This window comes from Nostoc sp. (assembly GCF_036917465.1).
In the GTDB taxonomy this organism is placed as follows: domain Bacteria; phylum Cyanobacteriota; class Cyanobacteriia; order Cyanobacteriales; family Nostocaceae; genus Nostoc.
Genome location: NZ_JBALDL010000086.1, coordinates 128849 through 141928, shown reverse-complemented (window position 1 = coordinate 141928; position 13080 = coordinate 128849). Strand labels below are relative to the sequence as shown.

Genomic DNA, 13080 nt, shown 5'->3' with positions numbered 1-13080 from the left:
ATGGGAATTATAACTTGAAATCAGGTAAAGGAAGTTTTTGGTGATGAAAGCCGTAGCCTTTTTATTTATATTAACAAGTGGGTTATTAACTCCAGGGATGATGCGATCGGCGATCGCTCAGGTGACTTCAGATAGCACAACAAATACTATTGTCAACCAAAACGGGAATAACTTTAATATTCTTAACGGGATTGAAAAAGGTAATAATTTATTTCATAGCTTCAGTAATTTTTCTGTACCTGCTGGCGCTTTGGCAACATTTAATTTAACTAATACGCCAAATATTACAAATATATTTAGTCGGGTAACAGGTGGAAATGTTTCTGATATTCAAGGATTAATTCAAACTCTCAACGGTAATAATCCTGTAAGTTTATTTTTGATCAATCCCAACGGGATTGTGTTTGGTAAAGATGCCAGATTGAATATTGGCGGCTCCTTTGTAGGGACGACGGCAAGTAGTCTTAAGTTTGCCGATGGGACAGAGTTTAGTGCTGTAGATGCTTCCAGTAGACCATTATTGACTATGAGTATACCTGTGGGTTTACAAATGGGTAGCAATCCCGCCCCGATTACTGTGCAAGGCAACGGACACCAACTTACAACACCCGATCCCAACTTCCCCGCGATCAGAAGTGCCACCCCCACTGGGTTACAAGTCCAACCGGGTCAAACCCTGGCTTTGATTGGTGGCAATATTGGCTTGACGGGTGGGACACTCACAGCAGAACAAGGACAGGTAGCGATCGCTAGTGTCGGGGCTGGCCGGGTCGGTCTGACTCCTAGCTCTCAAGGCTGGGATTTCGACTATGGCGGGGTAGAGAGCTTTCGAGATATCCAACTTTCGCAGCAGTCGATGCTAGATGCTAGCGGCATTGGCGGCGGTCGTATCCAGGTGCAAGGGGCAAATATCAGCATGAAGGATGGCTCCATTCTGTTGATTCAAAGCTTCGGCTTGCAACCGGGTGGTGGCATTCAAGTCCGGGCAACAGAGTCATTCCAAATTCTGGGTACTACTCCCGATGGCAGCGTTTCAACTGGGTTACGGACGACTCAGTTGGGAGCATCTGAGGGTGGTGCGATTGTGGTTGAGTCTCCACGGTTGAGTCTAAAGGTTGGAGGAGAGATTCGGTCTGATACATATAGTGCGGGTAGCAGTGGCATGATTACTGTCAAAGCTATAGACTTTACGGAGATTAACGGGCTTTCGCCACAGACTTTTGCCGAAAGCATCATTTCTAGCAATACATACGGGGTAGGAGCGGCAGGGGCGATCGCACTCTCAACCGGCTATTTGACCCTCGTGGATGGTGGAACGATTAACTCTTCAACTTTAGGTACAGGCAATGCTGGGAATCTGAGGATCAATGTTGATGAAACGCTCTCCGTAATTGGTGTGGAACCGACTTCTCTTCTGCCCAGTAACATTTCTTCTGTAACTTTTGGCACTGGTAACGCTGGTAATCTCACCCTCAATACTCGACATTTGACGGTTCAAGCAGGAGGCAGAATCGGTTCATTCACTGTGGCCAGAGGCAACGCGGGTAGTGTGATTCTGAATGCTGCCGAATCCTTTGAGGTGCGGGGGAAAGTACCTGGTACTCTCAGCCGCAGCACCATTGAGTCTGTTGCCACGATTATCGCTCCCGCTTTACAACAACGCTTCAACTTCCCTCCTGTGCCGAGTGGGGCATCGGGCAACGTCATTATTAACACGCCTCAATTAAGCATCAGCGATGGCGCGTTGGTCAGTGTTAGTAATGATGGGGTGGGAAATGCCGGAGACTTGCTCGTTAATGCCGATACCATTCAAATCGAGCGCCAAGGAGGTATTGCCGCCTCTACCCAATCGGGGGAAGGTGGCAATATTAATTTGCAAGCTAATAGCTTGATTTTGCGGCACAACAGTACAATCACAGCAACTGCTAGTGGTACTGGTAACGGTGGTAATCTAGCGATTAATTCACCGATTATTTTGGGATTAGAAAACAGCGACATTACTGCTAATGCCTTTCAAGGGAAAGGTGGCAATGTTGAGATTACATCTCAAGGTATTTTCGGTTTAAAATATCGGACTCAACTGACTCCAGAAAACGATATTAGCGCCAGTTCACAATTTGGGGTTAACGGTACTGTCCAAATCAATACTATCGGAGTCGATCCAAATTCGGGCTTAGTAGAACTACCAACCAATGTAACCAATCCATCACAGCAAATTACTACAGGTTGCGCGGACAATCAAGGCAGTAGTTTTGTCGCAACGGGAAGGGGTGGAATACCGCAAAATCCAACTCAGGAAGTGAGGAGCGATGTCTACGACGGGCTACCCCTACGCACTTGGTCTGATATCCGCAATCTGAGTGCATACCGCAATACTGGTGCAGTTACCGCACAAATACCCCAATCTCCAGAGGTTTTTGTCCAAGCCACTTCTTGGCATCGCAATGCTCAGGGCAAAATTGAATTAATTGCAGATAAATCTCTAAATCAGGTGCAACAACCATTAACCTGCGCTGCGGTTCCCAAAAGTTAATGATGTTATCAATCATCGCCTAAACGAGAGATATAAGTTTAAATCAGGAAAAGGAAGTTTGTTTGTGATGAAAGCCGTAGCCTTTCTATTTATATTAACCAGTGGGTTATTAACTTCGGGGATGATGCGAGCGGCGATCGCTCAGGTAACAGAAGTGGTTTCAGGCGAGGCGTTTAGCGCAGAAGTGCCAACCGTCTTCAAGCAAAAAGCCGAGAAACTGAAGCACAACCAGTACTTTCATAAGCTATAGAGTAGTAAACTGGGCTGCGTCTATCTTACGCAGCCCATCATTGAATAAGCAAGGAAAGCGAAGTCTCTAAACTTAGCTATAGGCCGGGTGAGGTTCAGCCACTAGGCAAAACCGCATAATTTGGGCAGACGACAAGCGGCGTTATACATTAATAAGTGTATCTGCAATACCGGACTTGTTCTGGCTCATTCTCAATAGCAAAGGTTTGGAGATGTTTACTTTATCAGAAACTTCTATCCTGGCAGCAACCCTACTGGTAGCTTTAGGTATTTTGGGCTGGGGCTTTTATCGCGCCAGACCTTTTGGTAAGCTGGGAATCTTAGCCTGGTTACAGTCGGTGGTGTTGATGACTCCCTGGCTCTTGTTTTTTGGATTGTTTGCCGCAGGGATTTACATTAATATAGCGGGTATATTGTTGTTAATAGTGACTTCCGCAGGATTGTACATCTACTTGGGCAGACAGTTACGCGCTGCTGGGCAAGATACCATCCTCAAGCAACGTGCAACAGAAAGACTCGCTGCTGATTCCTTAGTTGAAGCAAATTCCCCACAACCAACAGTAGCAGAACTGAAAGCGGAGATTCCGCCGATACCAGAAGAAGACTTAAATGCAATTAAAGGTATCTTTGGTATCGATACATTTTTTGCCACAGAAACCATCGCCTACCAAGATGGAGCAATTTTCAAAGGCAATTTGCGGGGAGAACCAGAAGAAACTCACAATCGTCTAACTGCTAGTTTACAGCAACGCCTTGGTGAGCAATATCGCTTGTTTTTGGTGGAAAATACAGATGCCAGACCGGTAGTGATTGTTCTACCAAGCCGCAATGATCCCCGCCCGATGTTATTATCACAAAAGGCTTTTGCAGGTATTCTATTGATAGCAACCATGGCCACAAATTTAGAAGCTGCGGGCTTATTGCTGAATTTTGATTTCTTTGGCAATCCAGAACGATTTCAAGAAGCTTTGCCCATAGGTGCTGGGATATTTGCAATTTTAGTAGCTCACGAAATCGGTCATTGGTTACTTGCTAAACGCCACGAAATTCGCCTTAGCTGGCCCTTCTTTCTGCCGGCTGTGCAAATTGGTTCCTTTGGTGCAATTACCCGCTTTGAATCTCTGTTACCCAATCGCAAAGTATTATTTGATATCGCCTTAGCAGGGCCAGCCGCAGGTGGTATCGTTTCTTTGTTAATGCTGGTGACAGGCTTACTAATTTCCCACCCAGGTAGTTTATTTCAATTACCCAATCAGTTTTTCCAAGGGTCGATTTTGGTGGGAAGCTTGGCGCGAGTTGTCCTTGGTTCGGCGTTGCAGTCGTCCCTGGTAAGTGTTCATCCCCTAGTGATAATTGGTTGGTTGGGATTAATAATTACCGCTTTGAATTTAATGCCCGCAGGACAACTAGATGGTGGGCGCATTGTTCAGGCGATTTATGGACGCAAAACCGCAGGACGAGCAACGATCGCAACTTTAATTTTACTAGCGCTTGTGTCTCTCGGTAATACTCTTGCCATGTATTGGGCGATCGTGATTTTCTTCTTGCAACGGGATCAAGAACGCCCCAGCTTGAATGAAGTTACTGAACCCGATGATGCTAGAGCCGCTTTGGGGCTTTTAGCTCTATTCTTGATGATTACCACGCTCCTACCCCTGACTCCTGGCTTGGCTGGGCGTTTGGGAATAGGATAGTGTTTATGGAGCCTACACCCAAACAAGCAATATCCGCAATTCGGGTATGCGCTCAACTTACCAGAGTTTATAAACGAATAGACCTTGTAAGATTAGACGAGCGCACCAGAAATGTTTATATTTTGGCGAATAATTCAATAGAAGCTGAGGTAACACCAACTGGAGAAATTCTTTGGTTATGACAAAACCTAACTTTCAACAAATGTCTTTAGAGCAGCTAAGAACTTATATTTTGGAGCATCGCAACGACGATGAAGCGTTCCATATCTATATCGACAGGAGACGCGCTCAATCTCCAAAACAAGTTCCGATGACAATTGAGGAAGCGGAGGCTGATTTACAAAGACGGTTTGGACAGCAAGCTAGTTAAATTGTTCATCAACAGTTTATTAGTAAAATTGGCGTTGCATAATTTGCAACGCCGGAAAATTAACTCAACGGTTTCCAACCGGCTAGCAAATTCGGGTAAGCCGTTGGTGTGGGAAAGATTTTCTGAAAGCTCGTTTGACGTTCTTGGGGTTTTTCTTTGCCCATATTCCAGAGGCTTTCATAGAAAAAGAAAGAGACTCCAGCAAAATTGCGATCGCGTGCTTTTTGGACTTGTGTCTGAATTTGTTGCATCGGTATAGATCGGTTTTTCAACCCAGCCAAAATACCTACACTCACAGGGATATGTCTCTTTGCCACTTTCACTTCTGGATACTCTAATTCGCTGATAAAAACGTTCAAGTCATCCCGATATATCTGCAAAACTAAGTCTTCAATAATTCCCAGGCGTTCCCATTTCTGCCAGTCTGCTAAAAAGAAATCATAAGAAAAACGTTGAGGATTAGGAGCAACAGAAACCAGGCAATTTTTTTTAGTCGCTTTGATAGCTGTAAATACCCGTTTCATAAACTCGGTGATTTTGTTAGCTCTCCAACTCACCCATTCTGGATCTTTGAAGTTTTTGGAGGGAGCTTTACCACGGTGTTCTTTTTTGTAAAGTGCTACTGTATAAGCATCGTATCCTAATTCTGATGGTAAGCCAAAATGGTCGTCAAATTGAATACCATCGATATTGTAGTTTCCGACAATTTCAACAATTAAATCTTGGATAAATTGTTGTACTTCTGGGCGAAAGGGATTTAGCCAAACGCGATTATCATTCCCATCTTTGACAATGCGAGTTCCATCCCTGCGACTGGTGAGCCATTGGGGACGATTTTTAGCTAACAGGGAATCTGCTGGTGCCATAAAGCCAAATTCAAACCAGGGAATCACTGTTAACCCTTTTTGATGTCCCACATCGACAATTTCTTTAAGGATATCTCGTCCTTGCAATCCGGGAGTGGGATCGAGCGATCGCCCGATAACTTTTTGGGCAACTTTGCTAGGATACAATGTATATCCCCAATTCCAAACCGCCGGATATATGGTGTTAAAATTGAGTTCATCAAGGCGTTGCAAAGATCCCTTGAGGCGATCGCGCTCAAACAAGACATCGCTATCAATATTTGTTAACCATACCCCTCTTAACTCAGATGCTGAGGCTCTCTGAGGAATAATTTGAGCTTTTAAGGGCAACGATAACATCGCTGTAGCTACCAAACTCAAGGTAACTATAAGGGCAAACAACCCCGATCTACTTTGGCGAATATTCCACCAAGAAGGAAACTCAACACACCACTTGACAAACCTTTTCATCATTTGCTATGGACATTATCCACTTATGAACAATCAGCAGGAATAGCGATCGCTTAGATTGTAAGCCTGAAAACAATCGCTATTTAATTAATTACTAATTCATAATTTATAATTACCCTCGCAAGCAATTACGAATTGTTATAATTCCATCACTGAAGTTTATTATTGGGCAGTTGCTGTGAGTTTATTCCAGGTTTTGACTACTGCTTGTAAATCTTTTGGCAGGTTATTTAGAGAAATATCGTTGTACTGAACCGTACCCTCAAGGCTTGTAAGAGTAAAGGTGATATAGTCAGCAGCACCAGTGGGCGCTGGATAACTCAGATTCTGGAATTTACTAAATTTGGAACGTTCTAAAAATCTCAAAAATTGCTGCACCTGTTGCCTAGTAACACGGCGAACACTACGTTCCGAATCGTTGGCATCACCAATCCGCACACGAATCAATCGCCCATCTTTGAGTAAAACAGTCTCGTAGGTTCTGCCAGCAAAACCACCACTAGAGATTTGCCGAAATACTATATCTCTATCTAACGGTGGTGGTAACTCGCTGGCTGGAATTTGCACAGGAGACAGTGTACTTTCGCTAGTCTTTTGATTCACTCTGACTGCGGAACCTGTTTGATTAGTATGATAAACCCAGTTTTGTCTGCCATTAGATACCACAATCCGCCAGCCAGGAACTAACGCTTGGGTACAGAGTTCATCAGGTTGAGGCAGTTCCAAGCAACCATCGCGCCAACTCTGTTGATTATAATCAGTAATTTGCAATTGTCTGGTTAAAATTCCCTGTCTGCGGGCTACATCTTGCAGTACCGCGTTAGCTACTGGACGTGGCAATCGGCTTGGTTTAATATTGTCTTTGAGAACTTCATTGCTTGTTTCTAACCAGAAGTTAGCAGAAGCACCATTAGCATCTTTTATTAGCGTTAAACCACTAGCAACAGACAAAATTCCAGTCAAAATCAAAGCAGTAAAAATTCGTGCTTGATTGTTATTAAAGTAGTTTTTCAGCATGGATTTCATAGTAATATAGGAATGTTAATCAAGAGTTTTATAACTCATAAATAGAGTCTAGTCACTAATAGACAATAAAATATATAATTCCATAGTTTCACGAGTTGGAATTAATTTATTTAGTATATTTCTTCTGAAACAGATATAAAGACAGACGTTGATGGACAGATTGTTTGTTCCTTATAGAAATTATGAATGAAAATTTACTCGCTTCAAAAAGCTTTCTAAGAGGATGTTTTAAAAGTCCTCTGGTCGGTAGCAAAACGTTTTAGATCCCCCTAAATCCCCCTTAAAAAGGGGGACTTTCAGAGACTTTGCCCCCCTTTTTAAGGGGGTTGGGGGGATCAGCAAGTGCCTAAAATTACAGCCAACCACTTTTAAAACATCCTTTAAGAGACGCTGCGTGTAGCAAGATATAAGAGAATGTTTGAAAAACCCTATTGTCGGTATCAAAAGTTTATATCCCTCTAAATCCCCCGATAATTGGGAGACTTTGACTCTACTTTCTCCCTTTTTAACGTCTTCGCTCTATAAGCTTAAAACAACATCTGCAACCGTCTCCAGCCAATATCATTGGAGAGCAAAAGCTAAGTCACTTTCAATTAACTTAGCACCTGTTAGGTTAACTCCACTCAAATTGCAAAAGTTAAAATTTGCCCCTCTTAGGTCTGCAAATGATAGATTAGCTCCTGTTAAATCTGCATTAGTGAGGTTAACTTCACTTAAGTTAGCCCTACTTAGGTTAGCCTCCTTCAGCGAGGCTTGTTGCAGGTCTGATTTGGTTAAATTTGTCCTCATTAGGTATGCTTTACTCAAATCGGCTCCACTTAAATTAGCTTGGCTTAAGTCTGCTGCTGTTAAATCAGCTTTACTTAGATTGGCTTGACTTAGGTCTGCCCAACTCAACGAAGCATAACTTAGGTTAATTTCACTCAGCTTTACTGAAGCGAGTACTGCACATCTCAAGTTAGCATTAATAAAATATCTTTCTCCTATTGCATAACGGCGTAAAATTTCATCAGTTGTTACTCTCTTTAGAACAGCTTTTTCAGCGCCTTGATAACACCATCTGGCTTCTAATAGTTTGGCAGCAGTGTCAACAGCTACCTCATCACACTTAGCAAGGATCACACCATTACAGCCATCCCAGTGACCGTTAAGCATAAGGGCAAGCTCACTAGCAGCAGCAATTGAGTCAAATAGTAAAACAGATTCTTTGTGCTGTTTTAACCAACTATTCCAACCAATCGAGATAATATTTTTCATTTTTATAAGTTTTGGCGCGTTAAGTAACGATTACGGCTCTAACTTTCAGATATTAATCAACTCTACTTGTAGCGATTCTCGTTTACGTGAGATACACCTGTAAGCACAGTAGTAGTCTGTCAAGCTAGTAATGAAAAGTTTGTAGTACAGCACTTACGGCAGCTATGAGGTACATTCTCAAAGCTGAAAGCTATGATAGAAGAGGGGCAAGAGGAAAACTGTATTGCATAATAGCCGGAAGCGCTGTAAGCACAAAGCGTGCTTAGAAAATAAGGACTGAAGTCCCTACCCAACGGGAAAGTTAGTGGCTCATGGGGGAAACCCCCTTGGCGCTAGCCTCTCCCTTTGGGAGAAGCTAGAGCTAACTCACTACGAACTTTCTTACCCATCAATTTAAACTTGACAGGCTAGTAGTGCCGTTTCCCTAGACTTAGCAATATAATCAATTTCGTACCACATCTGAATGGGAACCTCTGTATTCCATCTTTGCCTTGAGTTATTGGTTCGGAGTTAGTTTTACCAGCACCAAAAACTGGGGTTCGTTTTTCAAGATTATCTCTTTTTCTTTTGTGCGCTCCTTTGTGATCGAGCGCTGTACAAAGACTTACAACCCAGATTCTACCCATTTACAGCGCCCAGTCACAAAAGAGTTCTAATTGCCTGAAGTACAAATGTCTCCAAGAACTAAGTTCTAAACAGCTGAGTCTGAGCGTTCGATTTGCTTGCGAATGGTATCAATAGAAGCATTAATGCCAGCAAGTTTTGACTCTAAATCATCTCGTATCCAAATTAAGAATTTTAATTTCCGCTCTAAGCTACTTTTGTGCGAAATAGGTTCGCTTCCATAACAAGGATTACCCCAAAAAGGAAACATAGTTTACCTCTGTCTTTAGCTTTTGTAAGAGTGCAATATATTGCACCATTACATTCTGACTAATAACAATCAGACTCATGTGGGTAATAACCGACCTAAATTTTACGTGCTTAACGAACATTACTAAAACCTTTAGGAATTGAATTCACTTTAGAGGATGTTTGAAAAGTCGCAAAGTATACTAAAGACCCCACTTCCATTCCTCTCTCCGTCTCGGAGAGAGGCTTTGAAACCCCCATTTACTTGTAGGGAAGGGGGCTAGGGGGGTTAGGTTTCTGAGGCTTAGATGTTAGCAATAATACTTTTCAAACATGCTCTTAGCGTCAGGCTCTTTTCCAAAATTTTCTGGTAATGACGGACGTAAGCATAGATATACTAATAGCCCAAACAAGGGTGAAAGAGCAACTAGCCAAAAAATATGTATATTCTTAATTTCTCAGCGTGCCACGATATCATCAAATAATGAATTAATTGGAAATATTAAGCATATCAAACAGAAATCGAGACTAATGAGGTGAATAAAAGTGTCACTATTGATAGCATTATGCTGAACCTTAATTGCAATGAGCGTAACGTTAGCAAGTAGGGAGAGTAGCACGCTCAATGCACTTATACCAATTCTCTAGTATAACGATGGTACGGATACCTAATATTAACTGCTAGATGGCTAATTAATCTGCACTTACTCATTATTCTTGTGCAATGAAACAGCCCTGCTTTTTAAAGATGGTATGGGAATCTAAAAGTGTCTAAAGTTACAGTAAAATGCTTTTAAAACAACATCTAAGCTCGACTTTATCCATCTTTTCACAAAGCTATCGCTGAAACCTTTGTGGCGCATTAGTTTTACTTTTTTAACTTTATCAATAATCTGTGACGTGCAAAAGGTATTGACGAAAAAGCCATTAGCTTGTATATATTTTTGCAAGTAATATCAGGCAATATTAATTAAGCGCTGATGGCTTGTTGTTCAACTTCAACAAACTGATTCTGAGGTAAATCCAATCTAATGGTACTAGCTGCCCAATCTTTGAAATCTGGTGCTAGCCAGACCAGCTTGCGTAGAATTTCATCATTTACCCATAACACCAACGGGAACCGGAACTGTTCCCGAAACTCATTTCGCATGATGTTGGTACTAATGATTAGTTGGTTAATTTCAACTACAGATTCTAAACCCCGTATCATCAAAGCTTCGGGTTGAGTAGCACCAATCCCAGTTTTAATAGCTGTGTACAATGTCTCTGTCACAGGTGAGAGCAGGATTTCGTGAATGTCAGCTGATGAAAACTCTATTAACACATTCAGCACTTGCTGCTGTTTTTGAACACAGTTACAACAAGCTAATATCAGCGAGAATTCACCACCAGAAACCATCATCGCCCTTGCCAGCCTCTTAGTAGCTGCTGTGCTGCTAGCTGTACTGTTTTCCGAATTACTTAAGCCGATCATTAAAAAATCCTACTTTGAATTTACAAAATATTTGACCAATATTCAGTCATTCTACTCTATGATTTTTTATTCAGAAGTGTTAGGCGGGTAATTTGGATGAGATTTTTATCTAATACTAAGCATAATAATAGGCATTGTCTAAGGAAGGAGTATATTGTGTATTATCCCACACTTACAATTAAGGGATAATGTAAAGATAGCATCAAAATCATGTAATACCATTTCTTTGCGAAGCTGCATATATTTACCCCCCCGGCTACGCCGTTCCCCCTTGTGAAGGGGGGACTTATTATGTGCATCTTCATACAGAATTGGTATAAGCAAAAGATAATGCAAGCAAAAGGCAGCAGTTAAAGAATTAGCAATTTAATTAGACTGTATTTTCATAGATTTTGGCATCTACCATTGGTTAAGTAATTATTCTTTAATGTAAAGTAAAAAAACCAATAAGTACCCACTTTAACAACAAACATTGGGAAGTGAAAGAAAACTTTGAAGAGAATTTACCACTCAGCCAAAGCGATCGCTATTCCTTGTTGTAAATCTGGTGTGAGTGCAGCATTATTGGCTAATTGCTGCAATTTTTGATATGCGGCTTCCCCATCCAAATTTTTGAGGGCAGCGATCGCGTGTAGTCTCACCGATGTATTAAAATCAGCTAGGAGTGAAATCAATGGTTCAATAGCTTGGATTTCGCCTAACTGCCCTAAAGATAGAGCGATCGCACTTTTGATATTGACAATCTCTGTGGCTGGATGTTGCGATCGCAGTATTTGCAATAATATTTCTGTGGTTCGCGTAGTTTGCGGCTTTTGCACTCGCCCCAAAACTGTAACAATTTCTTGCCAAAGTGTCTCTGAAGTGCTTTGATTAAATGCCGTTTGCAAATATTCCAAACTGGATGGTGTTTCAATCCAACTTAAAGCGCGGATAGTTTCTAATTGCAACTTTATCGGTGTCTGGGGTGAAATCAACAAATCAAATAAATGTTTTGCAGCGTCATCACAACCCATCCGAGAAAGAGAAACTGCGGCTGCACAACAAACATCAAGATTAAAGTCGTAAAGCTTGGGTTGCAATCTCGTCACCAAATCTAAGGCTTCGCGCAAATCGGGGCGAAAACCTAAACCAAGCACTGCTGCGCGCCTAACGGGAGCAGAAATATCATCCAAAGCGTTTAACAAGATTGGTGGTACACGTTCGTCATGAAAACTGCTAAGGGCTTCAATTGCAGCAGTGCGGATTGTTGCTTGTGAATCTTGTACTACACTCAACAGTGGTGTGATTGTTTCGGTTTGGGGAATACAGGAAAGCGATCGCACTGCCAAAAGTCGTGTATCTTCATTTAATAGAAGTTCGGAGAGGGTAGCGATCGCAACAGTACCCATTTGTCCTAGTACTGTGGCTGCGATCGCTTTAAGTTCTTCATCCTCATCCGTTTTCAACAATTCAACCAAAGGTGCGATCGCTTCTGGCTGTTGAAATTCGCCCAAAGTTCGCGCTGCATACCAACGTAATTCTTCTTCTGCATCTTCATCTTCTAAGATGTCAATGAGTGGTGGTATGGCAATATTTCCCAAATTAGTCAACACCTTGGTGATTTCCCAGCGTTGCTGAAAATCTCCCATCTCTAAAATTGAAAGTGTTAATTTCAGGAGATATTCTCGATTTTTAATTATCTCTGGATGTTTCGAGTCTGCGCCTAAAATTAATTGCTGTAAATATTGAATCACTGATGACCAATCAGCTGCATTATATGCTGTCTGGGCTTGCACCAAAAGCTGCTTGATATTACTCACAATACCCTTTTTTAATTTTAACAATTCGTAATTACGAATTACTTAAACTGGCTTGACTACAACTGAATTCCCCTCAATTTTAGCGGCGTAAGTTTTAAGTGGACTTGGAGCAGGGCCTTTTAGCACTTTACCATCAGCCCCATATTCTGAACCATGACAGGGACAAGCGAATTTTTTTGCGTCAGCTTTCCATACTACGGTACAACCTGCGTGAGTACAGGTAGGGTTAACAGCTGTCAGATTTGGCGATTTAGATGTGCCGACTACCAACACAGTCCCAGCAGGTGAGTTTTTAGCCAGCAATTGACCAGTTTTATCTAAATCTGCCGAAGTGCCTACTGTTTGCCAATCTCCAGATGCAGAAGGTGTTTGAGAAGAACAAGCTGCGATCGCTACAGGTAGAGAACTCGCTATCAAACCCAAACCTACCCAATTAATAAAATCACGACGTTTCATAAGTGCTACACCCAATTTGGGATTTTAGATTCATTAATAATGGCAATTCAAAAC

12 protein-coding genes are annotated in these 13080 nt (G+C 42.0%); 5 read left to right on the top strand and 7 right to left on the bottom strand.

The window, feature by feature from the left end:
- Positions 1-43: 43 nt before the first annotated feature.
- The 5 genes from V7K38_RS21770 to V7K38_RS21750 all read left to right on the top strand — a co-directional run bounded on the left by V7K38_RS21770 (position 44) and on the right by V7K38_RS21750 (position 4846).
- Complete coding sequence (locus V7K38_RS21770) at positions 44-2533, top strand: S-layer family protein (RefSeq protein ID WP_334860521.1); 2490 nt, start codon at positions 44-46, stop codon at positions 2531-2533.
- Between the two features lie 64 nt (positions 2534-2597).
- Entirely contained in the window at positions 2598-2783 is a 186-nt protein-coding gene (locus tag V7K38_RS21765; protein ID WP_334860519.1) for a hypothetical protein, read from the top strand.
- Positions 2784-2994: 211 nt separating this feature from the next.
- Complete coding sequence (locus V7K38_RS21760) at positions 2995-4476, top strand: site-2 protease family protein (protein WP_334860517.1); 1482 nt, start codon at positions 2995-2997, stop codon at positions 4474-4476.
- 5 nt (positions 4477-4481) lie between these two features.
- Positions 4482-4658, top strand: coding sequence for a DUF6888 family protein (locus tag V7K38_RS21755; protein WP_190942378.1), 177 nt, complete (start codon positions 4482-4484; stop codon positions 4656-4658).
- Entirely contained in the window at positions 4655-4846 is a 192-nt protein-coding gene (locus V7K38_RS21750; RefSeq protein WP_334860514.1) for a DUF6887 family protein, read from the top strand. Before V7K38_RS21755 ends, V7K38_RS21750 begins: the two co-directional genes overlap by 4 nt.
- A gap of 59 nt (positions 4847-4905) precedes the next feature.
- On the opposite strand, the gene V7K38_RS21745 is transcribed toward V7K38_RS21750, so the two are convergent.
- The 7 genes from V7K38_RS21745 to V7K38_RS21715 all read right to left on the bottom strand — a co-directional run bounded on the left by V7K38_RS21745 (position 4906) and on the right by V7K38_RS21715 (position 13026).
- Positions 4906-6162: a glycoside hydrolase family 10 protein gene (locus V7K38_RS21745; protein WP_334860676.1), complete on the bottom strand. Its 1257-nt coding sequence runs from the start codon at positions 6160-6162 to the stop codon at positions 4906-4908.
- A gap of 162 nt (positions 6163-6324) precedes the next feature.
- Entirely contained in the window at positions 6325-7188 is an 864-nt protein-coding gene (locus V7K38_RS21740) for a hypothetical protein (RefSeq protein WP_334860512.1), read from the bottom strand.
- Positions 7189-7749: 561 nt separating this feature from the next.
- Positions 7750-8445 carry a pentapeptide repeat-containing protein gene (locus V7K38_RS21735; RefSeq protein WP_334860510.1) on the bottom strand — a complete coding sequence of 232 codons (696 nt, stop codon included), beginning with the start codon at positions 8443-8445 and terminating at the stop codon, positions 7750-7752.
- Between the two features lie 691 nt (positions 8446-9136).
- Complete coding sequence (locus tag V7K38_RS21730; protein WP_334860508.1) at positions 9137-9319, bottom strand: hypothetical protein; 183 nt, start codon at positions 9317-9319, stop codon at positions 9137-9139.
- A 948-nt stretch (positions 9320-10267) separates the two neighbouring features.
- On the bottom strand, positions 10268-10771 hold the full coding sequence (locus V7K38_RS21725) for a hypothetical protein (protein ID WP_334860506.1): 504 nt from the start codon (positions 10769-10771) through the stop codon (positions 10268-10270).
- Between the two features lie 503 nt (positions 10772-11274).
- Positions 11275-12573, bottom strand: coding sequence for a HEAT repeat domain-containing protein (locus V7K38_RS21720; protein ID WP_334860674.1), 1299 nt, complete (start codon positions 12571-12573; stop codon positions 11275-11277).
- Between the two features lie 39 nt (positions 12574-12612).
- On the bottom strand, positions 12613-13026 hold the full coding sequence (locus tag V7K38_RS21715; protein WP_334860504.1) for a QcrA and Rieske domain-containing protein: 414 nt from the start codon (positions 13024-13026) through the stop codon (positions 12613-12615).
- Positions 13027-13080 lie beyond the last annotated feature (54 nt).